The sequence below is a fragment of the Capnocytophaga sp. oral taxon 903 genome (assembly GCF_013394785.1).
Taxonomy (GTDB): Bacteria; Bacteroidota; Bacteroidia; order Flavobacteriales; family Flavobacteriaceae; genus Capnocytophaga; species Capnocytophaga ochracea.
Map to the genome: position 1 here is coordinate 214,142 of NZ_JABXYW010000002.1, position 24,735 is coordinate 238,876.

General features: G+C 40.8%; 21 protein-coding genes and 1 pseudogene. 9 read left to right on the plus strand and 13 right to left on the minus strand.

Going from position 1 to position 24,735, the window contains the following annotated elements:
- Positions 1-316 precede the first annotated feature (316 nt).
- Positions 317-907 carry a peptide deformylase gene (def, locus tag HW279_RS00910; protein WP_009417946.1) on the plus strand — a complete coding sequence of 197 codons (591 nt, stop codon included), beginning with the start codon at positions 317-319 and terminating at the stop codon, positions 905-907.
- Between the two features lie 75 nt (positions 908-982).
- Positions 983-1,396, plus strand: a complete 414-nt coding sequence (locus HW279_RS00915; RefSeq protein ID WP_178957613.1) for a DUF5606 domain-containing protein — start codon at positions 983-985, stop codon at positions 1,394-1,396.
- A gap of 216 nt (positions 1,397-1,612) precedes the next feature.
- Here the strand turns inward: HW279_RS00915 and rpmF are convergent, their stop codons facing one another.
- The 4 genes from rpmF to HW279_RS00930 all read right to left on the minus strand — a co-directional run bounded on the left by rpmF (position 1,613) and on the right by HW279_RS00930 (position 3,166).
- On the minus strand, positions 1,613-1,807 hold the full coding sequence (rpmF, locus tag HW279_RS00920; RefSeq protein ID WP_002673108.1) for a 50S ribosomal protein L32: 195 nt from the start codon (positions 1,805-1,807) through the stop codon (positions 1,613-1,615).
- 16 nt (positions 1,808-1,823) lie between these two features.
- Positions 1,824-2,354, minus strand: a complete 531-nt coding sequence (locus HW279_RS00925; protein WP_178957614.1) for a YceD family protein — start codon at positions 2,352-2,354, stop codon at positions 1,824-1,826.
- Positions 2,355-2,600: 246 nt separating this feature from the next.
- Complete coding sequence (locus HW279_RS10940; RefSeq protein ID WP_255495750.1) at positions 2,601-2,732, minus strand: hypothetical protein; 132 nt, start codon at positions 2,730-2,732, stop codon at positions 2,601-2,603.
- A 257-nt stretch (positions 2,733-2,989) separates the two neighbouring features.
- A complete protein-coding gene (locus tag HW279_RS00930; protein ID WP_410493742.1) occupies positions 2,990-3,166 on the minus strand; it encodes a glycine cleavage system protein T in 177 nt (58 codons plus the stop codon).
- Between the two features lie 208 nt (positions 3,167-3,374).
- Here HW279_RS00930 and HW279_RS00935 point away from each other — a divergent pair, with 208 nt between their 5' ends.
- The 7 genes from HW279_RS00935 to HW279_RS00965 all read left to right on the plus strand — a co-directional run bounded on the left by HW279_RS00935 (position 3,375) and on the right by HW279_RS00965 (position 9,834).
- Complete coding sequence (locus HW279_RS00935) at positions 3,375-4,973, plus strand: sensor histidine kinase (RefSeq protein ID WP_178957615.1); 1,599 nt, start codon at positions 3,375-3,377, stop codon at positions 4,971-4,973.
- Between the two features lie 48 nt (positions 4,974-5,021).
- Positions 5,022-5,777 (plus strand): response regulator transcription factor, encoded by a 756-nt coding sequence (locus tag HW279_RS00940; RefSeq protein ID WP_178957616.1) that lies wholly within the window; start codon positions 5,022-5,024, stop codon positions 5,775-5,777.
- A 582-nt stretch (positions 5,778-6,359) separates the two neighbouring features.
- Positions 6,360-6,797 (plus strand): DUF6452 family protein, encoded by a 438-nt coding sequence (locus HW279_RS00945; RefSeq protein WP_016479154.1) that lies wholly within the window; start codon positions 6,360-6,362, stop codon positions 6,795-6,797.
- Positions 6,763-7,593, plus strand: coding sequence for a DUF6048 family protein (locus HW279_RS00950; protein WP_178957617.1), 831 nt, complete (start codon positions 6,763-6,765; stop codon positions 7,591-7,593). The genes HW279_RS00945 and HW279_RS00950 overlap by 35 nt, the downstream gene beginning before the upstream one ends.
- Positions 7,594-7,610: 17 nt before the next feature.
- Complete coding sequence (locus tag HW279_RS00955; protein WP_178957618.1) at positions 7,611-8,231, plus strand: hypothetical protein; 621 nt, start codon at positions 7,611-7,613, stop codon at positions 8,229-8,231.
- A 10-nt stretch (positions 8,232-8,241) separates the two neighbouring features.
- Entirely contained in the window at positions 8,242-9,123 is an 882-nt protein-coding gene (gene era / locus HW279_RS00960) for a GTPase Era (protein WP_178957619.1), read from the plus strand.
- 6 nt (positions 9,124-9,129) lie between these two features.
- The gene (locus HW279_RS00965; protein WP_178957620.1) at positions 9,130-9,834 is read left to right on the plus strand and encodes a cell division protein FtsQ/DivIB; all 705 of its coding nucleotides are present in this window, start codon (positions 9,130-9,132) and stop codon (positions 9,832-9,834) included.
- A gap of 95 nt (positions 9,835-9,929) precedes the next feature.
- Here the strand turns inward: HW279_RS00965 and rfbB are convergent, their stop codons facing one another.
- The 9 genes and pseudogenes from rfbB to HW279_RS01010 form a co-directional block, all read right to left on the minus strand.
- On the minus strand, positions 9,930-10,922 hold the full coding sequence (rfbB, locus tag HW279_RS00970) for a dTDP-glucose 4,6-dehydratase (protein WP_178957621.1): 993 nt from the start codon (positions 10,920-10,922) through the stop codon (positions 9,930-9,932).
- On the minus strand, positions 10,919-13,183 hold the full coding sequence (locus HW279_RS00975; protein WP_178959013.1) for a GH92 family glycosyl hydrolase: 2,265 nt from the start codon (positions 13,181-13,183) through the stop codon (positions 10,919-10,921). Before HW279_RS00975 ends, rfbB begins: the two co-directional genes overlap by 4 nt.
- Positions 13,184-13,273: 90 nt before the next feature.
- Positions 13,274-13,736: pseudogene (locus HW279_RS11225) on the minus strand (YetF domain-containing protein); the annotation flags it as partial.
- Positions 13,737-13,776: 40 nt separating this feature from the next.
- On the minus strand, positions 13,777-14,559 hold the full coding sequence (locus tag HW279_RS00985) for a DUF481 domain-containing protein (RefSeq protein ID WP_178957622.1): 783 nt from the start codon (positions 14,557-14,559) through the stop codon (positions 13,777-13,779).
- Between the two features lie 968 nt (positions 14,560-15,527).
- Positions 15,528-18,332, minus strand: coding sequence for an ABC transporter substrate binding protein (locus HW279_RS00990; protein WP_178957623.1), 2,805 nt, complete (start codon positions 18,330-18,332; stop codon positions 15,528-15,530).
- Positions 18,307-19,185, minus strand: coding sequence for a carbohydrate kinase family protein (locus HW279_RS00995; RefSeq protein WP_002673142.1), 879 nt, complete (start codon positions 19,183-19,185; stop codon positions 18,307-18,309). The genes HW279_RS00990 and HW279_RS00995 overlap by 26 nt, the downstream gene beginning before the upstream one ends.
- A gap of 191 nt (positions 19,186-19,376) precedes the next feature.
- Positions 19,377-20,543 (minus strand): MFS transporter, encoded by a 1,167-nt coding sequence (locus tag HW279_RS01000; RefSeq protein WP_178957624.1) that lies wholly within the window; start codon positions 20,541-20,543, stop codon positions 19,377-19,379.
- Between the two features lie 67 nt (positions 20,544-20,610).
- Entirely contained in the window at positions 20,611-22,827 is a 2,217-nt protein-coding gene (locus HW279_RS01005; RefSeq protein WP_178957625.1) for a GH32 C-terminal domain-containing protein, read from the minus strand.
- 350 nt (positions 22,828-23,177) lie between these two features.
- A complete protein-coding gene (locus HW279_RS01010; RefSeq protein WP_178957626.1) occupies positions 23,178-24,635 on the minus strand; it encodes a glycoside hydrolase family 32 protein in 1,458 nt (485 codons plus the stop codon).
- Positions 24,636-24,735 lie beyond the last annotated feature (100 nt).

Sequence of the window (24,735 nt, forward strand, 5' to 3'; positions counted from 1 at the left end):
TAACATAGTGCTACACAACATAAATTACCTTTTTACACATTAAACATACTGCAAATCAACAGATAGCGCCTTTTACACTCTCTCGTTGTGCATTTTGTATTCTGTTAAATAAAAAGGCGTTTTATTAAGAGTTTTTCTCTCCATTCTTCCCTAAAAAAAGGAAAAACACTACACGGTATAACTGTGTAGCTTTTCTTTCTGGTGCAAAGATACAACAAACTTTTCTCATTTCCACATTTACTCATTCTCTCATTTCCTCATTTGCTAATTTCCAAATTATTCTTACCTTTGCGCCCGATAAACAAATTAAAACACAATGGTTTTACCTATTATTGCTTATGGCGACCCAGTGCTCAGAAAGGTAGGAACTGAAATCCCCCCCGATTATCCTCAACTCAAAACACTGATTGCTAATATGTACGACACTATGAATGCCGCTTATGGCGTGGGGCTCGCTGCTCCTCAGGTAGGTCTCTCTATACGCTTGTTCGTAGTAGATGCCTCTCCTTTCGCCGATGACGATGAGCTTTCAGAAGAAGAGCAAACTTTCTTAAAAGGCTTCAAAAAAACTTTTATCAATGCCAAAATAGTAGAAGAAACAGGCGATACTTGGAACTTCAACGAAGGGTGCCTCAGTATTCCTGGCGTACGAGAAGATGTTAGCAGGCACAAGCAAATCACCATCGAGTACTTTGATGAAGACTTTAATAAGCAAACGCTTACCATTGGCGGACTCGCGGCTCGTATCATTCAGCACGAATACGACCATATCGAAGGCATTCTGTTCACCGATAAACTCTCTTCTTTTAAACGTCAACTCATCAAAAGTAAGCTGGCTAATATCAGTAAAGGAAAGGTAAAAGTAGACTACCGAATGAAATTCTTTGATGCCAAAAACAAAAGATAGTACACTAATTTACAATTATAATTAGTAACACTCATAACTTTTAACTCTTAACTTTTTAACTCTTAAATAAATACAATGAATCTAACAAAAGTATTAGCCATTTCTGGCAAACCTGGTTTATATCACTTAGAAACTCAAACGCGCTCTGGTTTCTTAGCCACTTCGTTAGCCGATGGTAAGCGTATATCGGTAGGCATTCGCAACAACGTGAGCCTATTGTCTGAAATCGCAATTTATACACTCGAAAAAGAAGTGCCTCTCACCGAAGTTTTTACTAATATGAAGAACTTTGAAGAAGGAAAAGAAGCGCGTATCTCTCCAAAATCCGATGGAGCTACTCTCGAAGAGTATTTCTCTCAAGTGCTCCCTAATTACGACCGCGACCGTGTGTATGCCAGCGATATTAAGAAAATAATTCAATGGTACAACCTTCTATTAGCCAAAGGTTTCTTAGAAGAAGACACTCAAGAAGACACCCAAAAAAGCTAATTCACAGTACAATCATTTTACAATCAGTATTATTTTGCTAAAATTTTAATCACTTGTCTTGCTATGACCTTTGTCAGAGTAGACTATCTTGATAATCAATTTCCTTTAGTTATATTGTAGGGGCGATTTGCAAATCGCCCTCACAAAGCAAAAAAAGAGAACAATATTAATATTGTTCTCTTTTTTTATAATCTTATAAAATCAAATGAAGCAAATCTATTTTGCTTCTTCTGTACTATCCACAAGCACCTGCCCACGATAGTACAATTTACCTTCGTGCCAGTGTGCGCGGTGATACAAATGGTTTTCACCAGTTGTTGGATCTTTTGCTATTTGAGGAACTACCGCTACGTCGTGGGTTCTTCTCTTATCTCTTCTTGTTTTTGATTGTCGTCTCTTAGGATGTGCCATTACTTAATTCTTTATATTATTTATCTGTTATTAAATTCTTTAAACTTTCCCAACGCGGGTCTATAGTCATTGTATTGTGGTGCTCTCTTGGAGCAAGTGCTTCCAATTTATCTAATACTGCCGAGTGCATCGTCCCATTTAAAACATCAGGGTGTACGCGCTTAGCAGGGATTGACAACACAATAAGCTCATATATATATTGTGCCACATTCAGTTGGTATTCTCCGTGAGGAAGTATCAAGATTTCTTCATCGTCATCATTATACTCTTCACCAAACTTCACCACCAAAAAAAGTGTTCCTTCTACTGCCAAGTCAAAAGGCTCATTAGAAACATCACAATTCACATTCACAGTACCCCTGTTGTGAAAATGCAGTTCCAACAAGTTGCTCTTCTTGTCTAAATCAACGATTACTTGCTGATGAATATCATTCACCTCGTCAAAATTAAACAGTTGCAAAAACGCTTTGTCAATCTCATAAACAAATTGATGTCTCGCCTGTTTTAAGCCTGCAAAAGAAATATCGTATTCTTTTAACTTTCTCATTTTCTACAAGTTTAGTAATCAATTGTTCATTTTTCAAGGTGCAAAGATACAACTTTATTTTTATATACAAACTTTTTACCTCACTTTTTTATCATAACCACATCATATCCCCTCAAAAACCCCATCTTTCATTGAGCAATCCTCTCTTCTCAAACATTCTTATCTTTATCTTGTCTTCGTCTTATCTCTACCTTATCTTCGTTCATTCTTCGTTCATTCTTCGTTCATTCTTCGTTCATTCTTCGTTCATTCTTCGTTCATTCTTCGTCCATTCTTCGTCCATTCTTCGTCCATTCTTCGTCCATTCTTCGTCCATTCTTCGTCCATTCTTCGTCCATTCTTCGTCCATTCTTCGTCCATTCTTCGTCCATTCTTCATCGACCGTGTGACTTTCTCCTACCCGTGAGACTCGCACCTGCCTGTGTGGCTCACACTTTTCCGTCACTACATTCCCCCTCTCCTTGGGAGAAGTCTCCGAATAGGAGAGTATGTGATCGGGAGAGGATTCTCTTTCTTTCGCCTCGAAACCCTATTTTTAACATTTTTAGCCTTGTTGTATTATGGTATAAATCAATTACTTATATACCCTTTCTATACCAATCTTCCAAGATTCGTATAAGCTTCCTATAAGCTCCCTATAAGCTAACCCCACCCTTCTCATAGCCTTTTTTCATCAAAAACTCTCCTAACTCACTTTTTATATTTTTCGTTTTTCTCCGATAACTCAGACCAGTCCAATTTGTCCGACAAGTCAGACCCGTCAAAAAACCTTTTTTATCACTACCCATTTTCTCATTTCCTAATTTTCTCATTTCCTAATTTTCTCATCGGTATTTTTGGCATTATTGGCATTTTTGGTATTATATTAACATTGTCGCTTCTCTTCCTTATTAAAAACAAGGGTTTATAAAAGAAAAACCACAGTATTTTAGCCTTCTTAAAAAGGGTACTCCTTAATCTTTTGTTAAATTTTTAAGAGAATTTGTTTTTTATATGAAATATTTGTTTTAACTTTGCCCGGTGAATAAGCGATTATACATACTCGCAGTAGTGCTCATAAGCCTTTCTCTTGTAGGAATTATTGCCATACAAGGGTATTGGATTAAATCAGCTATCGACAATAAAGAAGAAGCTTTTACTTATTCTATTCAGCAGACACTCAACTATGTAGCTAAACAAATAGAACAAGATGAAATCGATAAATACGTAGCTCAAATTATCTATTTGCGTGAGAATGATAGCACCTTAAAGCTCAAAGACAGTCATCTGCGAGAGTTTATCTATGTGCAAGAAAACAAACTAAGCAAAGAGACCTTTATTTATAAACACGGTATTTTAGAGGAAGATTACGCTTTGGCTACCAATCTGCGCAACCCTGTACTCATCGATGATTTGAAACTCTCCGATTCTTTTACCTTAAAGAACTATACAAACAGAGAAAGTTTTCAGCACATCAACAGAGGTAATAATATAGATAACAAACAGTTGCCTATCATAAAAGCCTACGAAAAGCTAAGTGAATTACCCGAGATTGAACGCTTAATGATAGAAGAATCTTTTAAGAGTATCATAAGGCAACAAACCCTTAGCGAACGAGTGTCTGTAAGCCAAATAAACACACTCTTAGAGCAAAAACTCAAAAAAAGAGGCTTGAATTTACCTTTCGAGTTTGCCGTGTATAACCGCAATATCTTATCGAAGATACACTCTAAGTACTTTGACCCTAATGAAACTAAGGAATATCGCACCTTGCTTTTTGGAGGCAATAGCTCCGATGATTCAGTATATGAATTAGCAGTAGTATTCCCTCAGCGCGAGCGCTATGTACTATCATCAGTAATAGGGGTAGCAACCCTATCAGTAGTCTTTTTACTAATAGTTATAGGTGTGTTTGTGGTTACCTTCCACCAGCTCATCACTCAGCGTCGTATTTCCGAAATCAAAACTGATTTCATCAATAATATGACGCACGAGTTCAAAACACCTATTGCCACTATGAACTTAGTGCTCGACAGTCTCAAAACACCTGTTGCCCTGCACGACCCCGAGAAAATAAAAGGATATGTAAAAATACTCAAACAGGAAAACAAGCGAATGCTGGCTCAGGTAGAAAACATTTTGCAAATATCGCGTCTCGAAAAAGGAAACTTGCATTTAGAGAGAGAGCCCTTGGACGTGCACGAACTTATAAGCAATGCCATAGGGCACCTACAAGTAATGCTCGACGAACGTGGAGGCGTATTGCGCACTCACTTTTTGGCAGAAAATGGCGATGTATCAGCAAACAAATCACACCTTACTAATGTATTTGTAAATGTGATTGAAAATGCTATCAAATACTCACCTAATGCCCCCGAAATAGACATTTATACTGAAAATATAAAGAATAAAATACTAATACGTGTAAAAGACAGAGGACAAGGAATGAGCAGGCAGGCTATGAAACACGTATTTACCAAGTTTTATAGAGAACATACTGGCGATTTACACAACGTAAAAGGACACGGGTTAGGGCTTGCTTACGTGAAAAGTATCGTAGAATACCATCAAGGAAGCATCGATGTAGAAAGCGACAAAGGAAAAGGGAGTACCTTCTTTATCAAATTGCCGGTAATATAATTTAAGAACTTAACAATTTAATTCATAATTGCCTAAAACAATAAAAAAATGAATACAGACGGAAACTATTACAGTTCAAATGCTTCTACGGACAATAAACACATTCTCTTAGTAGAAGATGACCCCAACTTCGGCACTGTACTAAAAGACTATTTGGTAATGAGTGGCTTCGATGTTACCTTAGCTAAAAACGGTATGGAAGGCTTCGAAAAGTTTAAGAAAGAAACATACGATATGTGTATCTTAGACGTGATGATGCCTTATAAAGACGGTTTTACTTTAGCCAAAGAAATTCGTGAGAAAGATGAGAAAATACCTATTATCTTCCTTACAGCTCGTACAATGCGCGAAGATGTGATAAAAGGCTATCGCTCAGGAGCTGATGACTACCTAAACAAACCCTTCGACTCCGAAATCCTATTGATGAAAATACGTTCAATTTTGCAACGTAAAAGCATCGAAACAATGGTAGACGACAATAAGTTTGAGTTCGAAATAGGAAGATTCTTCCTCAATACCAAATTGCGTATTCTCAAATATAAGGACGAAGAACCTGTAAAACTCTCCCCTAAGGAAAATGAACTTTTGCGTTTGCTCGCCTTACACACCGATGATTTTATGTCACGTGAGTTAGCTCTTTCTAAAATATGGAAAGACGACAACTATTTCACCTCTCGCAGTATGGACGTATATATCGCAAAACTGCGCAAACTCTTGAAAAAGGACGACAAAGTGGAAATTCTAAACATTCACGGCGAAGGCTTCCGTTTGGTCGCCAATAAAGATGCCGATGAATTCATTTAGGTAAAATAATAGCCTATTTCTTGCATATTCAAAAAATAGTCACACCTCTGTCCACGATTTCAAGAACATTCATTTAACTAAATAAAGATATACACGAAGAAAGATGACCTATGTCAAGTTACATATCCCATCAGTTCTACCTTTTTGCAAGGTAATGTTTCGTGGCGTGTCTACTTGATTAGAAGAATAGTATAATATATCGAAGAGCCCGAAGCGTCGCGTTTCGGGCTTTTTGTTTTTTGAGTGAAAAATGAATGAGACAACCACCTCAGCAATTGAACAAATTACAACAAATTAAATATTTTTTAGCTACTTGTTTGAAAATCGTTTGCAAAGAAGATTTCTCTCCTTGGTAATTTACGATTCTTTTGCAATACATATTTTATTTCTTAAACAAATTCACTAACCAAAGAATAGGTATCCCTACTACCATTACAACGATTGCCACTTTATAAGTATCAATGCTAAGTTGCTCTGTGAAGTTTTTTTTGTCATTTGTAATTATTTCGTATCTTTGCACCAACTTTATTTTTGATAATGAAAAGAACTATCTTTATATCATTTTTAATACTCTCGCTTTCAATGTTGATAAGTTGTGAGTCCGATGACCTTTGCGACCACAGCGTGAACACGCCTCGCTTGGTGGTGCGTTTCTACAACCAAAATAACACCCGTACGCCTTTTAGCGTGACTAACCTTACAGTTTATGGCGAAGGAAATACTACTCCTCTGGTAAGCAGTGCAACTTTAGATTCACTTGCACTACCTTTGCGCTTGGAGTCGCCTACTACCTACTTATTTCAAACCGTAGTTTCAGGTACTACCACTAGCACCGCAACTCTCACGCTCACTTATACTCCCGAACAGTCGTTCGTAAGCAAGGCTTGTGGAGTGAAAATTACTTACAACACCCTTTCAGCTACCATTCAAGATACAAATACCTCTTGGCTAAAAGGTCTTAACATCAAGAACACTACCGTAGATAATGAAAAAAGAGCTCATATACATTTGTATCATTAGTATTTGGTGGGGCTTAGGTGCAATGGCTCAAACGGCTACCCGCACGACCTCACAAACTACTATCGCCCTACCCGAAAAACAAGAAGCCCCTGTGTACAAACAGCGGTATGGCTTGCGCGTAGGTGCCGACCTGAGCAAACTGGTACGCCCTTTCTTTGATAAGGATTACTACGGACTCGAATTGGTAGGCGATTACCGCCTAACAACCAACTACTACTTCGCTGCTGAACTCGGTATGGAAAAAAGAACTAAGGACGAAGATTTCTTTACTTACTCTACCGAAGGTCAATTTTTACGTGCTGGTTTCGATTATAACACCTATGGCAATTGGTACGGTATGGAGAATATGATTTACGTGGGGGCTCGCTATGGCATTTCGCTCTTCTCTCAAGACCTTACCTCGTATATTATCCATAAAGATAACCAATATTGGAACGAACCTATCACAGGCTCCGACCCTTCTTTCTTAAAGAAGTACGACGGACGTACTGCTCATTGGTTGGAACTCGTTTTGGGCATCAAAGCGGAACTCTTGCACAATCTTTACGCAGGAGCAAGCGTACGCGTAGGTCTTTTGGTGGCTCAAACGGGCAGTAGTGGTTTCCCTAACTACTATATTCCTGCTTTTGGGCGGGTATACGAAGGAAGCAGATTTGGAGTAGGATTCAACTACACTCTCAGCTATCTCATTCCTCTTTATAAAAAAGAGAAAAAGAAAGAAGAGGCTGATACCCAAAAAACTACCTCCTCTCCTACCCCTTTAGCTCCTGCTAAAAAACCAAAAGGAAGAAGATAATAATTGACAATGTTGTTATGAACAGATATATTACACTTTTTTTGCTCCTTTTTTGTAGTGTTGCTTATGCTCAAGATGTGGAGGCTATGCTTACCGAAAAAGTAAAACTCTTAGACAAAAGCTATAATCTTAAAGAACTGCAAACTTTGGCAAACGACTTTGAACACCTTACCACTGTTGCGCCTACTAATTGGTTAGTTAATTACTACGTAGCTTACACAAATATCCGCCTTGCCGACCAATCATCGGGAGGGTCTATTGATAGTTATTGCAATCAGGCAGAAAAGTACATAAAGATAGCTGAAAAACAACCCGATGCCGATGCATCAGAAATCAACGCCTTATACGCCTATCTGTATAGTGCCAAAGTGAAGGTAAACCCAATGTTTCGCGGAGCTAAATACGGTAAACTGAGTCGTGAGTATTCCGAGAAATCTATTAAGGAAAACCCCAAAAACCCAAGACCCTATCTCATTCGTGCTATTGGCATTTACTTTACACCCAAGATATTTGGTGGGGGCGTAGCGAAAGCTAAACCAATGCTCAATAAAGCCTTAGAGAAGTTCAAACATTTTACTCCAAAAACGCCTAATCATCCTCATTGGGGCAAAGGAATGGCTGAATCAATTAACAAATAACAATTAACAAGTGCACAAAGCTGGATTTGTAAATATTATCGGGAACCCCAACGTAGGAAAATCTACTCTTATGAACGCTTTTGTGGGCGAAAAACTCTCTATTATCACCTCCAAGGCACAAACCACGCGACACCGTATTTTTGGTATCGTAAGTGGTGATGATTTTCAGGTAGTTTTTTCGGATACCCCCGGTATTATCAAGCCATCGTACGCCTTACAAGCCTCGATGATGGATTTTGTAAAGAGTGCTTTCGAAGACGCCGACATTCTCATTTATATGGTAGAAATAGGCGAAAAAGAGCTGAAAGACGAGGCTTTCTTTAAGCGCATCAATCAGTTGGACGTGCCTGTATTGTTGCTCATCAACAAAGTGGATACTTCCGACCAAAGTGTATTAGAGGAACAAGTCGCCTACTGGAAAGAAAAAGTGCCTCGTGCCGAAATATACCCTATTTCGGCTTTGCGCAACTTTCAAACCGAAGTGGTGTTCAACCGCATTATAGAACTCTTACCCGAGTCACCTGCATTTTTTCCAAAAGACCAACTCACCGATAAACCGGAGCGTTTCTTTGTAAACGAGATTATACGCGAAAAGATACTATTGCACTACAAAAAGGAAATTCCCTATTCGGTAGAAGTAGAGACCGAAAGTTTTGCCGATAGCGAGACAATTATTCACATTCGCTCAGTGATAATGGTAGAACGCGAAAGCCAAAAGGGGATTATCATAGGTCATAAAGGGGAAGCCTTAAAGCGAGTAGGTATTGAGGCACGAACTGATTTAGAAAAGTTTTTCGGCAAACAAATACACTTAGAACTTTTCGTAAAAGTAAACAAAGATTGGCGTAACAATGTGCGACAATTGCGCAGGTTTGGTTACGATATCAAATAAAGAAAAATGTACATAAAAAAAATCATAAAAATATTCGTTATCGTATTTTTGCCCTTTTGTATACAGTTGTTTGCTTCAGGGCGTAATAAAACACGTACCGTAAAAGAGGTGGTGGTAGACCATCAGGACGAGAATATGTACGTTACCGATGATGCCATACGGCGCACTATCTTCAAAGACCCACAAGCAAAACACCCTATGGGACTCCTTCGTTTAAGCGAAATCGAAAAGCTCTTAGACAACAATGTGATGATTGAGAAATCGGAAGTATTTTGCACCATCGACGGTACTCTGAATGCTAAAATCAAACAGCGAGAGCCTATCGCACGCGTATACGACGGCAATGGAGTGTATTATATGGATACACAAGGAAAGAAGATGCCTCTTTCAAGTTCTTACTCAGCACGTGTGCCTATCCTCAGAGGTAATACCGAGCGCTATTGGCAAGCCTCCTATGCACTGATGCAGTTTATCCAAAACGACCAATGGCTAGCTGAGAACATCACCGAAGTATTGGTAAAGCCTAACGGAGAATACGAGTTTTTAATGCGTGTACCTCACTTTAAGGTCGTTTTCGGCAAGTTTGAAGACGAAGCGCTCAAGAAAGCAAACCTCAAAGCCTTTTACAAGCAATTGGAGAAGACTGATAAACTGAATGAATATAACACCGTAAACCTAAAATACACCAACCAAGTGGTATGTAGAAGATGAGATAATTAGCAAATGAGATAATTAACAAATTATAGAATAGAAAAAACAGAGGTTACTATATAGTAGCCTCTGTTTTACCTTTTATCTTTTACCTTTTACCTATTCGCTAGGTACCATTTTACGGTTTTCTGTATACCTTCTTCAAACTGTAAGGAAGGTTCCCAACCGAGTTCATTTTTTAATTTAGTAGCATCAATAGCGTAACGGAGGTCGTGACCAGCACGGTCAGTTACGAAAGTGATGAGCTTTTCGGAAGTACCTTCGGGGCGACCTAACTGCTTATCCACCTCTTTGATGATTACCTTCACCAAATCGATATTACGCCATTCGTTAAAGCCCCCAATGTTGTAGGTATCACCATCTTTTCCTTGGTGGAAAATAGTATCGATAGCACGAGCGTGGTCTTCCACAAAAAGCCAATCGCGGATATTTTCGCCCTTGCCATAGATAGGTAGTGGCTTATTATCTACAATATTATAGATACACACTGGTATTAACTTTTCAGGGTACTGGTGAGAACCGTAATTGTTGGAACAGTTTGAAATCACCACAGGCAATTTGTAAGTGTTATGGTAAGCTCTCACAAAATGGTCAGAGGAAGCTTTAGAAGCCGAATACGGTGATTGGGGGTCGTAAGGCGTTTGCTCAGTAAAGAGTGCTTCGCCTATTTCTAAGGCTCCATATACCTCGTCGGTAGAGACGTGATAAAAGCGTTTGCCTTGCATATTATCTTTCCACGCTTCACGAGCTGCTTGCAAGAGGCTCAAAGTACCCATCACATTCGTTTTTGCGAAGATAAAAGGGTCTTCAATACTTCTATCCACGTGACTTTCGGCAGCGAGGTGAATGATTCCATCAATGTGATTTTCAGCGAAGAGGGCTTTCATACGCTCGTAGTCGCAAATATCCGCTTGTATAAAAGTATAGTTAGGGGCATTGGCTACGTCGGCAACATTCTCTAAGTTGCCAGCGTAAGTAAGCTTGTCTAAGTTAAAAATGTGATAGTCGGGGTATTTGTTTACAAATAGCCTCACGACGTGAGAGCCGATAAAGCCAGCTCCTCCTGTGATTAAGATGTTTCTTTTCATTTGTTTGTCATTTCAAAAACTAATTCACCGCCTTTTAGAAGGTCTTGGTGAGAAATATGCCATTGAGTGTATTCTTTACCGTTGAGTTTTACAGATTGGATATACTTATTGTCCTTAGACACATTCTTGGCTATAATGGTAAAAGTCTTTCCGTTAGGCAAGTGTATGGTTACTTTATCAAAGAGTGGACGACCAAATTGATACTCGGTAGAAGCTGGATTCATAGGGTATAAGCCCATAGCGCTCCAAATGTACCAAGCCGACATCTGTCCGCAATCCTCATTACCACTGAGTCCGTTAGGGGTAGTGTTGTACTGAGTTTGCAAAATGCGATCTATCCAATATTGGGTTTTCTTAGGTTGTCCTGCTACGTTGAACATATAGGCAATATGGTGGCTAGGCTCATTGCCGTGGGCATACTGACCTATGAGTCCTGAAATATCAGGAGAGGTGTTATCACCGGTGATTTCAGAACTTTCGGTAAAGAGTTTTTCTAAGTGTGTTACAAAAGGTTCATTACCTCCAAATAGGCTGATAAGTCCTTGTACGTTGTGAGGCACAAACCAACTGTGTTGCCAAGCGTTACCTTCGGTATAGTCGGTGTTTTCACGGTGGTCGGAGCGTTTAGGGTCAAAAGGTGTGCGCCATTTACCATCAGTGCTTTTACCGCGCATAAAGCCCGTTTCTTTATCGAATAAGTGAGCATAGGCTTCAGAGCGTTTGGTAAAGAAGTCGGCATCTTCGGTTTTGCCTAAGGCTTTCGCCATTTGCGCCACACACCAGTCGTCGTAAGCGTATTCAAGGGTAATGGTAACCGACTCGTCTACCCCTGCGTTATAAGGTATGTAACCATATTTTTTGTAGGCTTTGAGTCCTCGTGCGTCTTGCATCATTGTAGTTTTCATTGCCTCGTACGCCTTTTCAGCATCAAAACCACGTACGCCTTTAAGGTAGGCTTCAGCAATCACTGCTACCGAGTGATAGCCAGTCATTGTATTGGTTTCGTTACCATATAGCGTCCAAACGGGCAATATTTTATGCACTTGATAGTAGGCTAACATTGAGTTGATGATATCGGCAGTTACTTTGGGTTGCAAAAGGGTAAGCAGTGGGTGCTCGGCGCGGAAAGTATCCCACAGAGAAAGGGTAGAATAAGCCGTGCCTTCGGTTTTTGCATTCTCATTGTTTTGTAGGCGGAACTGACCATTTTTATCGGAGAAAGTTACAGGGGCTACTTGTGCGTGATAGAGGGCAGTATAGAAAATTGTTTTGAGAGAATCAACGGGGGTTTCTACTACTATACTGCTGAGGGTCTTCTCCCATTGTTGTTGTGCTAATGATTTGGTTTTATCAAAATTAGGAGCGTTGTATAACTCCAAGTTATCTAAAGCATTTTCTTCACTTACTGACGAAACGGCTACTTTTACCTCTAACTTCTCATCAGTATTATCAAAGAAGATTTGCCCTGAAGTAACATCATCTTTGTGTTTTTGATAGGTAATATTTTTTATAGGCTTAGAAAACTGAACCGCAAAGAACACTTTTTGGTTTTCAGCCCAGCCAGTACTATAACGATAACCTGTGATAATATTGTCGTTGTTATTAGCGTCTAACTTCTTATCCGATTTGCTAAAAGAAGTTTTGATAGGGCTATCCCAGTTGATAGCAAATCCTAAATTCAAAATTACAGACTGTTCTGCTCCTTTTTCAAAGGTATAACGATGTACAGCATAACGTTGTGCCGCAGTGAGCTCTACATTCACTTTTGGGTCTTCTAAATACACTTGGTAATAGCCAGGTTCTGCTTTTTCGTTCTTGTGGCTGTACTTCGATTTATAAGGCACCATATCACGAAACTTTTGGGCATTCACAGGGTATTGCTCTTTGCGACCGTATTTCAGTACACTGAGGTCGTATTCTTTAATAGTAGGCATTAGCAAGATGTCGTTTAGGTCGCCTATCCCCGTACCACTGAGACTCAAATGTCCAAAACCAACCATAAGGCTATCGGAATAGTGATAACCTGAGCACCAATCCCAGTTGCTGAGACCATTCACTGGGCTCACTTGTATCATACCGAAAGGCGTAGTTGCTCCAGGGTAGGTATGTCCGTGTCCGTCTGTACCAATAAACGGGTCTACATAGCTGATAAGCGGTTTTTGAGGAGTTTGCGCTTCTTGTTCAGAAGCTGTTTTAGATTGATTACAAGCCCCTAGTACAAAAGTAGAGGCTACCAAAAGAGTAATATGTTTTAACTTCATTGTTATAGCAATTAAGTATTTTGGGCAAAGATAATAAAATAACAACGAATAGCAAAATGTTTTTGAGGGCTTTTCTTTCTCATTGTTACAAATATAGAGTATAACTTTTATCTGAGCATTTTCGTATTCTGCTAAAAATACCTCAGAAGGATTGCTGTATCCTGCCTTTTGTAGCTCTCCAAGTAGCCATTCTTCGCTTTTATCCACATCACATCTTCCAGTACGCTTTTTTGAATAATCCCATCAGTAATAACAGGATATTTGGGGTTTTCTTCTCCTGCCAACACGATAATGAGTTTGCCATTCTGTTCAAGTACCGCTCTTTTTACCTCTCTGATATAGTATACCCCTTCTTTGCGCAGTTTGAAAGCGAGTTCGTGTGCATACCCCCAAGTACGTAATTTTGCACCTGATCCATTGCCGAACTCGGTGCCAAATTACCCTTGCCCGATTTGTTGATAATTAAAGCAAGAGCCAACAATCCTAAAAGCAATTTTAGGAATACATCCAAATAAAAAAACTCCTCGGATTCAATATAAGGAATTGTATACATAATGTTAATCAGAAAATTAGTAAATTAGCAAATGGGGAAATTAGAAAGAAATATTAAGCCCTACTTCAAGCGAATGATAGTCTTTTTTTATAGGTACAATAGGGGCGGTGTCGTAGATAAGTCGGTAGGTACCAAGTATACCTATGGTAGACGTAATATTGTATTTAAGGTCGATAGCCCCACCATAGCGCGCTTCCTTAAAAGTACTATCAGGTCTAGTTTGATGAATGGCAGTAGTGGTAAGCTCCCATTTTTCACCTATTCGAAGTTTATAACTGAGCGACAAATGACTTTTGATACTGCGACTGTAAGCATAAGTAGCCTCAACGTTATCGGGAGCAGGATATTCCCATTTTTCGTATTCAAAGAAGAAGCCCACCGCAGCAAACATCAGCGAGGATTGAGTATTCAGCAACCGATAACGCGATTGTAAACCGGTAGAAATCTTGTGGTTCATTCCCCTGCTCTCTGCCCATTGCGACTCAGCATAAGGATACACCTCAAAAGCGTGGTCTAACAGATAGCGGTACTCCATATGCACATAGCCACCACTTAATATTACTTGACTACCATAAGTAGATAACTCAAACTTGTTAATTACATTAATAACCCTATTGCAATTGATAAGCAAGTTGAGATTAGCCGTATTTTTAAAAGTGAAGACATCTTCTTTTTCGGTTTTAAAATCCAAGATAGGCATTAGGCTCCCTTGCAGAGTTTTGGTGCTGTCTATCGTCATAGTAAGGTTTTCCGAAAAAAGCATTTGTGAATAGACAGAAGTCGAAGACAATAGCGCCAATAACATATAAAGTAATCGTTTCATCGTTTTTAAGCATATATTTAATAAGGCGCAAAAGTAGAAAATCAATCGCGAATACACAAAAAAATCTCACTTAAAACCAATGCTTCATACCTTTTTTATAACAATTTTCCAAAAGAAGTTTTTCACCACATTACCCTCATCATTCGTCATTCGCTACTCGTCATCTCTTCCCTTTTCCGTCATCACATTCCCCCTTTAAACGGAAGTCCGCGAGAGCGGAGTATGTGAATAGGGGGAGGTTTCTTTTGATTTTCCGTCATACTTCCCCCTAGTGCCTATGGCCTAAGGCCTAGTGTCTATTCCCTTTTCTTTCGCCTCGAAACCCTGCTTTTAACATTTTTTTCACTGTTGTATTACAGTAAAAATCAACTACTTATATACCCTTTATATACCAATCGTCCAAGATTCGTATAAGCTTCCTATAAGCTCTCTATAAGCTAACCATACCCTCCTTACACCCTTTTTTCATCAAAAACTCTCTTAACCTCCTTCTGAAAATCTCCGTTTTCTTCCGAATACTCCTAACAGTCCCAACCCATCGCTTTTTCATCTCAAAGTTTTTGCCCGTGCAACACACACCTCTCCATTAGCTAATTTCCAAATTTGCTAATTTTCTAATTTGCTAATTCTCTCATTTGCTAATTAATCTCAGTTATATATAATACTGATTTACAGCTATGTTTACATTGTAATCTGTGAAATCCAGCAACGCAATTACTAATTCGTACCCACCACATTTGTCAATTATCAATTGTCAATTGAAAGACTATCCGTGTAATCTGTGTGTAGTCTGCGAGCTGGCATAGCAGAGTATGTGTTTAAAGGCAACTTGTTGCCTATTTGTTTGATTTTTTCAAATATTTGTAAAATTTCTGTAGCGTAAGCTACACTTTTCTTACATCAAACTCGCGTTAATTAAAAAATTATCTGGGAAAAATCAGTGCAAGATTTTAAAGCGGTCTATAACACTACCTAATCCGTTCCAAGTACTCTGTCGGACTTTCGTTGTAAAAATCTTTAAAGCATTTCGCAAAGTAGGAAGGAGAAGAAAATCCTACTTCATAAGCGACTTCCGAGATGCTCTTAGCTTTGCTGTTGAGCAACTGCTTAGCGTATTTTACTCGTATGGTGCGAATAAGCTCATTAGGCGAATAGTCGGTGAGAGATTTGATTTTGCGATATAGGTTAGAGCGCGACAAACCTAAGGCGTCGGCTATTTCGTCTATATTCATTTCAGGATTAGCGATAGAGTTCTCTACGTAATGCGTAAAATCAGTGATAAACTGCTGTTCTACCTTACCTAAAGTCTCTTGTTTAGTTTCGTTCAAGAGGAAATTACTAAAACTCTCACGTATCTTCTTACGGTTTTCTATGAGCTTGCGCACCCGTGTTTTCAGTAATTTTATGTTGAAAGGTTTCGCAATATAGGCATCGGCACCACTCTCGAAGCCCACTTGTTTCTGTTCGTCTAAAGCATAAGCGGTGAGCAAAATCACGGGAATATGATTAGTAGCCACGTTAGTTTTTATTAACTGACATAAATCGAAGCCATCAGTTTTGGGCATCATCACATCGCTGATTACTACATCGGGGAGGTGTTTTTTGGCTACTTCAAAGCCTTCTTCACCGTTTTCAGCTTCGATAAGGTTATAGTCATCACTGAGGATATATCGAATAAACTGACGCATATCCTCATTGTCTTCCACAATCAGTACAGTAGGTTTCTCCGAAGCCGTTGGAGAAGCTGTAGGTAGTTTGAGTTTCTCGGTAGGTGCGGGCAACGAAGGCAATAAGTCGAGATGGGTTTCTATGTAATTGCTGTCGTATACCGCTTTTACCGATACTTGTTCTTGAGTGAAAGGCAGGCGAATGACGAAGGTTGTCCCCTCCCCTTCTGTACTCTCTACGCTGATGGTACCGTTGTGTGAGGCGACTAAGGCTTGTACCAAAGCCAAACCAATACCCGAACCTTCGCTATCGGGGTTTATTTTGTAGAAGTGCTCAAACACCTCACTTTGTTTGTCTTTCGGAATATATGAACCGCTGTTGAACACACGCAGCACAGCTACTCCTCCTTTGGAGGGGGTTAGGGGAAGGTCTTCTTTTTCTAACGACACGGTGATACTTCCTCCTTGAGGTGTAAATTTCAGTGCATTAGAAAGCAGGTTGAAGTAGATTTTCTCCACTTTTTCCTTATCGAAAGCCATTTCAAAAGAAGTATCTTCGGCAAGAAACTGAAAGTTGAGTTTCTTTTGTTTGATACGGTCACTAAAAAAAGAATTGAGTTCAGTAAGAAACCGTTTTAGGTTGCCCTTAGTGAAGTACATTTGCATCTTGCCATTCTCATAACTGCGGAACTCAATTACTTCGGAAATGAGATGCAAAAGTCGGTTGCTGTTCTTTTTGATGAGGAATAACAAGTCTTGTTCTTCTTTGGGAAGTGAATTGTGAGCCAAAAGCGTCTGCACAGGACCTAAGATAAGCGACAGCGGTGTTTTAAATTCGTGAGAAATATTGGTAAAGAAAAGTAATTTGGCTTGGGTCGCCTCTTCTAATTGCGCCGAGATTTCCTCCAAGCGTTCTTTCTGTTGTTGCAATTCGGTAGCCTGACGTTTGATTTCTTCGTTTTGTTTTTCTAACAGATTATTAGCACGACTCTTAGTGCGATATGCTCTGATAGCTATTGCCAAAAATATAGTAATCAAACCAATAGCAATAATAGAAATATAGAAGAGTGTACGCTGAGTAGTATGCTGAATAAGGCTCTCACTCAGCTGCTGATTGATATCCTCTATCTTAGCTTGTTTTTGAGCAATTTGCTCTGTTTGCAACTGTAAAATACGCACGTTACTCTTGTCCACCACAGCGGTATTGAGGATATTCTCGCGCTCAAAAGGTTGTTTATGGAGTATTTTCATTGCAAGGTCAATAACCTTTTCTCCTCCCGTAGGATAGATAAACGACGCGTCTTGCACGTTATTCTCTATATTGCTAATTCCTTCTTGTTGTAGCGCATCTACCCCTATGATAAAGGGTATCTTACCGTTGAATTGCATCGCTGCTTCGTGAGTACCCGCTGCCATTGGGTCATTCATTGCAAACACAAGGTCGATATTGGGGTGTTGCTGAAAAAGTTTTTGCATTTGCACTTTGGCATCTGCTTTGAGGAAGTTGCCCCAGGTCTCGGCTACTATTCGCACCTCAGGAGCGTTCTTAAGGGCATCTACAAAGCCTTTATGGCGTTCTGCATCGGAGGTAGAGCCTTTGGTACCACGCACTTCGGCAATATTGCCTTTGCCTTTGAGAATACCTATTGCATAGTGCCCCGCTTCTTTTCCTATTTGGTAATTGTTAGCTCCCACATAGGCAGTATAACTCTCAGTAGCGATTTTCCTATCTACCAAAATCACGGGAATACCCTGCTGGTAAGCCTTTTCAATAACTGGTGTACACGCTTCCGACTCGTTAGGCGAAACGACAAGCACATCTACCTTTTGTTCTATAAACCACTCTATATCAGCGATTTGTTTGGGAGTATCGTCTTTCACACTGCGAATGAGCAACTCAGTATTGGCTTGGTAAAGGGCTACTTCGCGTTTTAGCTCCTCGTTCATCGTTTGTCGCCAAAGGTCTTCACTGCACTGCGACACCCCTATCACATAACGGGGGTTTCGCTCCCTTTGGCAAGCTAAGCAAGCAAAGAGAGCGAAATATAAAAAAAGTATATGATACTTCCTAAAAGTCATTTTATCTAAACAACTCCAAATGAGCATCGGCAAGGCGAGGCATCGCACCGTGTTGCTGACATACGTAAGCCGATACTTCTACCGCCAATTGATGCGATTGGGCAATACTGCGACCATTGAGGTAAGAGGCTACAAAGGCAGCCGTGAACGAGTCGCCAGCTCCTACCGTATCGGCGATGGTAACCTTAGGTGTCCCTAAGAACGATTTTTCATTAGGCGTAAACACATAGCTACCTCTTGTACCTTGTGTTAGGATAAGGAATTTAAGGTTGTATTTCTCCAATAGGCGCTTACATACCTCTTCATCAGTTCCTTGCAAATTGAACATTTCAGCTACTTTCACTATCTCCTCATCGTTGATTTTTAATGCGGTTGCCTTGTCTAACGAATCGGCAATTACCTCTTTGCTGAAGTATTTCAAGCGGAGATTGATATCGAATACTTTTAAACTCTCGGCAGGCATTAAATCTAAGAACTTGTGGATAGTGGCACGCGATATTTCACTGCGCTGTGCCAACGACCCGAAGCACACGGTATTAGTGTTCTTTGCTAAGTTCTCAATACGCGAAGAGAATGGAATATTGTCCCACGCTACATTTTCGCTAATCTCATAGGTAGGCACCCCGCGACCGTCTAACTGTACTTTTACTGTACCTGTGGGGAAATCAGTCTTCTCAATGATGTAGTTGAGTTCTTTTTCTTCTAAACTTTTTAGTATTTCCTTACCGAGGAGGTCGCCCCCAATGGCACTCACGGCATAACCGTTGAAACCAAATTGCGACACGTGGTAAGCAAAATTAGCAGGCGCACCACCTAATACTTTTCTTTCAGGGAAAACATCCCAAAGGATTTCTCCCAATCCTACTACTGTATTTTTCATTGTATGTTATGTTATCCTCTCCCCTGCCCTTCCCTTGGGGGGAAGGAGGCAAGAGTGTTGTTGTTAATTCTTTTTCAGCGTACAAAGTTATAAATTCTTTTTGAGATTTCCTACTAATAGTAATAAATACTATCAGTCATCAAACCTTTTTGACTAATCCGACTTATACAATTTATAGGGCTCTCTAACGACTAAGTGTTAGCATTTGCTTTGAGTCGAGTGCTCATTAGCAATAGATATAAAACTCCTATGCTGAGGACAATAAGGGCTCCTATCTGTGAACCGTTCATCGCATCGGAGGCTAAGCCCATTGCGAAGGGGAAGATAGTACCGCCAAAGAGTCCCATAATCATTAAGCCTGATACTTCGTTTTTCTTAGTAGGATTCTGCAAGAGGGCTTGCGAGAAGATGATTGAGAATACATTGGAATTGCCAAAACCTACCAAAGCAATAGCGGTGTAGAGCATTGTCTTATCACTGAAAAAGAACAGTATCGCCATTGAGGCTACCATACAAAGCACACTGAGAGTAAAGAAACTCTTAGGTGATACTTTGGTGAGAATATAAGCTCCTGACAAACATCCTATGGTACGGAATAAGAAATACCAGCTGGTGGCAAAAGAGGCTTGGGTAGTGGTAAGCCCTAAACGTTCCATAAAGATTGTAGGTGCTGAGGCATTAACTCCTACGTCTATTCCTACGTGGCACATAATGCCAATGAAACACAAGAGTACATAAGGGTTAGCAAGCAGTGCAAAACACTCGGCAAAGGTGGCGTTTTTACTGTCGTTTTTCTCTTCTTCAATATGGGTAGCACCCAGCCACAAGAGGGTTACTACTGAAATAGCTACAAAGAGCAGGAAGAAGAGTCGCCAATCATTGAATTTATCAAAGCAGAAGCTCATCAGCAAGGGGGCAGAAAACGAGGCTATTGCCTTGATAAACTGACCAAAAGTGAGTGAACTCGCTAGTTTGTCGCCTTTTACGATGACTGACATCAGAGGGTTTAGCGATACTTGCATTAGAGTGTTACCAATACCAAGCAAGGAGAAAGCTACCAGCATAGTGGTATAATTGTAGCTGATAAAGGGCACTACCATTGCTAAGATGGTAATCACCAAGCTGAGGAGTACAGTTTTGCGACGACCTATTTTGCTCATTAGTACGCCTGTGGGCACTGAGAAAAGCAGAAACCAAAAGAATACCATTGCGGGGAGTGCTTTGGCAGTAGTTTCGGTCAAGCCAAAATCGTCTTTTACAAAGTTAGAGGCGGCGCCTACAAGGTCTACGAAGCCCATACAGAAGAATGATAGGAGTACGGGCAATAAATACTTTAAATAGTTATTATTTTGTTGCATACTATGAATATATTATTAGTCTCACACACTCCCCTCTCCTTGTGAGAGGGGCAGGAGGAGAGGTTTATTATTTCAATTTATAGACAGTTACATTGTTAAGGGTGAGGGTACCTTTGCTAGTATTGAAGCGGAGGGTATTATACACTTCGGTAGGGAATATGGCATTGGTTTGTACTACTTCACCGTTGTTCACAAAGAGCTCGGTTGAAGCTTTGTCTACTAACAAACGTACGGTATAGCTTTTCTTAGCTACCATTGGTGCTTTGATAAGCGTTTCGGCGAAGTTAGCATTGAAGGCTACACTGCTCTTACTGCGGTCTACCGATAGGGTTTTATTAGCGCCGTCAAATAGGTATTTGATAGTTTCACCTTTGGCGTTCTCAAGGGCGAATGAGAAAGCATCAGTTTCGTTAGGGGTTACCGTGAAAGTGAGTTCGTAAGCTCCTTGATTATTGGGCAAGAAGTTTTCGAAAGTTATGGCATCGGAGGTGTTGGTACGTGTTTTATCACCTAAAAGTACCGCTTCACGACGCAAACTCTCCAACTCTTTTACGGGCTCACTGGCTACTACCAAATGCTCGCCATTATGCACCAAACGCAAAGCGCGGGCAACAGTCATCGCGCTACGGAAATTTTGAGTAGGGGTTTCATTGGCGTAATCCCAGTTGCTCATCCAGCCTATGAAGAGACGACGACCATCGGTGGCGGGGACATTACTCCACGTTACTCCTGCATAGTTGTCGCGTCCGTAGTCTAACCAAAGCGGATAGTTCATAGTATCGGGGGTGAAGGTTTTGCCATCAAAATTACCGATGAAGTACTGAGTAGCACTTCCGCCATTAGGTCCGCCTGGGTTGATACTCACGAAGAGCACCCATTTGGTTTTTCCTTCGTAAGTAAGCGGGAAGAGATCGGGGCATTCCCACACACCGCCGTGTCCTCCTAAGCCTTCGCCAAACTCACTGAGGCGTGTCCATTCTTTGAGGTTCTTAGAACCGTAGAAGGTAATCGTTTGGGTAGTAGCAAGGCTCATCACCCATTGTTTAGAGGGTGCGTGCCAGAATACTTTCGGGTCACGGAAGTCGATGATATTAGCATCGGTGAGAACAGGGTTGCCTTCGTACTTGGTGAAGGTCTTTCCGCCATCGAGGCTATAAGCGATGGACTGTGTTTGGCGGTCGCCTGCTGAGGTGAAAATAGCTACCATAGCACCTTTGCCAAAGCCGGCAGTGTTATCGTGGTCAATCACGGCACTGCCTGAGAAAATCGCTCCTAACTTATCGGGGGCTAATACATAGGGCTTGTATTCCCAATTCACCAAGTCTTTGGAAACAGTATGACCCCAGTGCATATTGCCCCAGCGCGCTCCGTAAGGATTATATTGGTAGAAGAGGTGAAACACTCCATCGAGGTATACCATTCCGTTAGGGTCGTTCATCCAGCCGTATTGAGGAGTGAAGTGATATAGCGGGCGGTATTTTTCGTTGTAGTTGAAGTTATATTCAGCCGACTGTTTAATTTCGGCTAATCCCATATCGGTAGTTTTGGCTACTGCGAAAGTAAGGGTCACTTTCTTGCCTTTGTACGCCTCGATAGCGATAGGCACCCAGTAGTCTATTTTGTTTTGGGCGATGCGTATCGTCATTGGCTCGCCTATGGGAGTACCTTCTACCGATAGTTGAACTTTGTTTTCGGTTGCTTGGTCTTCAACAGGAATGAGCAAGTATTTGTCTTTGGCTTCAAAGGTGCGGGTGTAATCAGTCATAAAAACGCTTTTTTGTTTGTTACCTTGTTCAATTTGGTCGATGAGGATATGCCCCCAGCCACCGCGTTGGTTATCGACAATTCGGATAGTGGCTTTCTTGTTTTTATAGGGTTTTACGTCCCAAGTGAGCCATTGTAGGGTTTCGGTTTCGTAGAGAGAACGCGATTGTAGCACACTCTTTCCGTCTACCAAAAGCTCGATGTAGGTATCGGCGTGAGTGCCTCCCCCTATGAGGAAGTTGATATAATCGCGCTCGATGGTGAACTCTTTGGAGGTTAGTGCTCCACGAGAGTCGTCGCCGTTGTTGAAGCTATTGGCAAGGTGCTTGCCTTCAAAGCCTGTTACGGGCTGCTGACCGGTATAGCTACCCGTGGCGGGAGTCGCACCAAAGGCGTCGCCTTCTACCGTCCAATTGGCATAAGTGCCCGACTCGAAGTCCTCGATGATGAGGTCATCAGTGTTTTGCTGGCAGGCAGTGAGCGTTAAGACTCCTAATCCTGCTATTAGTTTGTTATTCATATACTTTTTTATATCTCTTTTAATTAAAAGATGGTACAAATATACATTATTTTTATTTGAATTAGCAAATAAGTAAACTAATTCCTCATCTTCATTCCCTCTCACTAAGGAGAGGGAGGAAGCTGAGACTTATAAAGTAATGAAAGTATCTGTTTTTGAGGTAAAAGATAAGATGTTTATACCCGTCCTTCGCCTTAGGTTCGCTTTAGCTTCGCCTTAGACTCATCTTTTCTTCGTCTTTCCTTCGTCCTTTGTTCGTCTTTCCTTCGTCTTTTGTTCGTCTTTTGTTCGTCTTTCCTTCGTCTTAGGTTCACTCTTCCTCTTTTTACCTTTTACCTTTTACCTTTTACCTAAAAAGTAAAGTTCGCTGTACCGTTAGCAAAGATGCCCCAAGGGTTTTGGTTCATCTTATAGCAACGGATAGAAAGGGCTACTGCATCGTTTACATAGATTGCTGCTACCGAGCCTTCTTGCACTATTTTCACGGTGTATTCCTTGTTGGCGTTCACGGGGAGTTTTATGCTATTAATGGTAGCAGTGCCTCCATCTCTAATCACGCGATTGAGTTGTAACTCTCCTTTGTTGAGGTTAAGCGTTACGCGGTAGGTTTCATAAAGGTTACCACAAGCGCCAAACATCACCCCAAACTCGGTAGCGGTATTGGCTTTTATTTTGGCAACTATCTTGTTGAAACCACTGCTGAGACGGTCGAATACACGAGTATTATTATCTAACGAAATGCTACCCAAAGAAGCAGATACCGCTTGTTTGCTATCGAACGCGGTAGGCATTTTCACGTTAAGGGTACCGTCGGCGTTTTGAGTGAGCTCGTGCACAGCCAAAGAACCTCCCCAGTGGTAGGCGGAATTATCTTCGTAGTTGATACGCGACGGATTCCACCCCCATATATAGCGGTGAGTGCCGTCGGTAGCGGTTTTTCCGGCATAGAACACACGGTCGTCTAAATCTTGTTGTGCAGGGGTAATCCAATTCTTGTCACCCACACGACGGTATCTGTATTGCACACGGCGCACGCTTTCTTCGATGTTAGAGAATATTAAATACTGATAATTTCCTTGTGTAAACACATCGGGACACTCTACCATAAAAGCACTGGGGTCAGTATAGAAGAAGGGAGTGTTCGGGTCTTTCGTCCAGTTCTTAAGGTCGGTAGAAGTGAATTGTGCTACGACACCTTTCCATACACCGCTTCCTATATCGGCACGGGTGCTGACGAGCATCTTATATGCATTTCCTTCTTTAAATACAATAGGGTCGCGGAACTCATTGGCATCGTACTTATCAGGAGCTCGAAAGGAATGTTGTGTATCCTTTGTCCACGTTTTCAAATCGGTAGAAGTAGCCCAATAGATGATTTCTTTGGGGTCTAAATCGCCGTTATGCCCTGTGTAGAAAGCGTAATAGGTATTCCCGTCTTTGAATACTGAACCTGTACCGAGGGCATCTTCGTGCGAACCGTCGGCACCACAAGCAATTGCTTCACCGTTATCAGTATAATTCACCAAATCAGTAGTGGTAGCACTATACCAAGGGTGGAAAGTTGCAGGTGCCGGACGTTGGTCGTAGAGGTAGAAGATATGAAACTTACCATTGTCGTAGAACGGCATAGGGTCGCCTACCCAAGCGTTCTTTGGTTGGAAGAAATGCTTATAGGTACGACCGTAATCTTGTACTGCATAACAAGTAGAAGCATCGGGAGCCGCATTAGGGTCGTTACTACAATATTCTTTTTTTTCACAAGCTATTAAAGCGGTAGCACAAAGTGCCAATGTAAGTGTCTTTTTCATTGTTTATTAATTTAATTTTAACCTCTTTTTTATTATTTAACCTCCTCCTATTCCCCTTAAAAGGGGAAAGAAAGGACGGTTACACATACACATATACATA

Coding starts and splice junctions, on each gene's coding strand:
- def (WP_009417946.1), top strand. CDS start 317: ATGGTTTTACCTATTATTGCTTATGGCGACCCAGTGCTCAGAAAGGTA.
- HW279_RS00915 (WP_178957613.1), top strand. CDS start 983: ATGAATCTAACAAAAGTATTAGCCATTTCTGGCAAACCTGGTTTATAT.
- rpmF (WP_002673108.1), bottom strand. CDS start 1,807: ATGGCACATCCTAAGAGACGACAATCAAAAACAAGAAGAGATAAGAGA.
- HW279_RS00925 (WP_178957614.1), bottom strand. CDS start 2,354: ATGAGAAAGTTAAAAGAATACGATATTTCTTTTGCAGGCTTAAAACAG.
- HW279_RS10940 (WP_255495750.1), bottom strand. CDS start 2,732: ATGAAGAATGGACGAAGAATGGACGAAGAATGGACGAAGAATGGACGA.
- HW279_RS00930 (WP_410493742.1), bottom strand. CDS start 3,166: ATGAGAAAATTAGGAAATGAGAAAATGGGTAGTGATAAAAAAGGTTTT.
- HW279_RS00940 (WP_178957616.1), top strand. CDS start 5,022: ATGAATACAGACGGAAACTATTACAGTTCAAATGCTTCTACGGACAAT.
- HW279_RS00945 (WP_016479154.1), top strand. CDS start 6,360: ATGTTGATAAGTTGTGAGTCCGATGACCTTTGCGACCACAGCGTGAAC.
- HW279_RS00950 (WP_178957617.1), top strand. CDS start 6,763: ATGAAAAAAGAGCTCATATACATTTGTATCATTAGTATTTGGTGGGGC.
- HW279_RS00955 (WP_178957618.1), top strand. CDS start 7,611: ATGAACAGATATATTACACTTTTTTTGCTCCTTTTTTGTAGTGTTGCT.
- HW279_RS00965 (WP_178957620.1), top strand. CDS start 9,130: ATGTACATAAAAAAAATCATAAAAATATTCGTTATCGTATTTTTGCCC.
- rfbB (WP_178957621.1), bottom strand. CDS start 10,922: ATGAAAAGAAACATCTTAATCACAGGAGGAGCTGGCTTTATCGGCTCT.
- HW279_RS00975 (WP_178959013.1), bottom strand. CDS start 13,183: ATGAAGTTAAAACATATTACTCTTTTGGTAGCCTCTACTTTTGTACTA.
- HW279_RS00985 (WP_178957622.1), bottom strand. CDS start 14,559: ATGAAACGATTACTTTATATGTTATTGGCGCTATTGTCTTCGACTTCT.
- HW279_RS00990 (WP_178957623.1), bottom strand. CDS start 18,332: ATGCTCATTTGGAGTTGTTTAGATAAAATGACTTTTAGGAAGTATCAT.
- HW279_RS00995 (WP_002673142.1), bottom strand. CDS start 19,185: ATGAAAAATACAGTAGTAGGATTGGGAGAAATCCTTTGGGATGTTTTC.
- HW279_RS01000 (WP_178957624.1), bottom strand. CDS start 20,543: ATGCAACAAAATAATAACTATTTAAAGTATTTATTGCCCGTACTCCTA.
- HW279_RS01005 (WP_178957625.1), bottom strand. CDS start 22,827: ATGAATAACAAACTAATAGCAGGATTAGGAGTCTTAACGCTCACTGCC.
- HW279_RS01010 (WP_178957626.1), bottom strand. CDS start 24,635: ATGAAAAAGACACTTACATTGGCACTTTGTGCTACCGCTTTAATAGCT.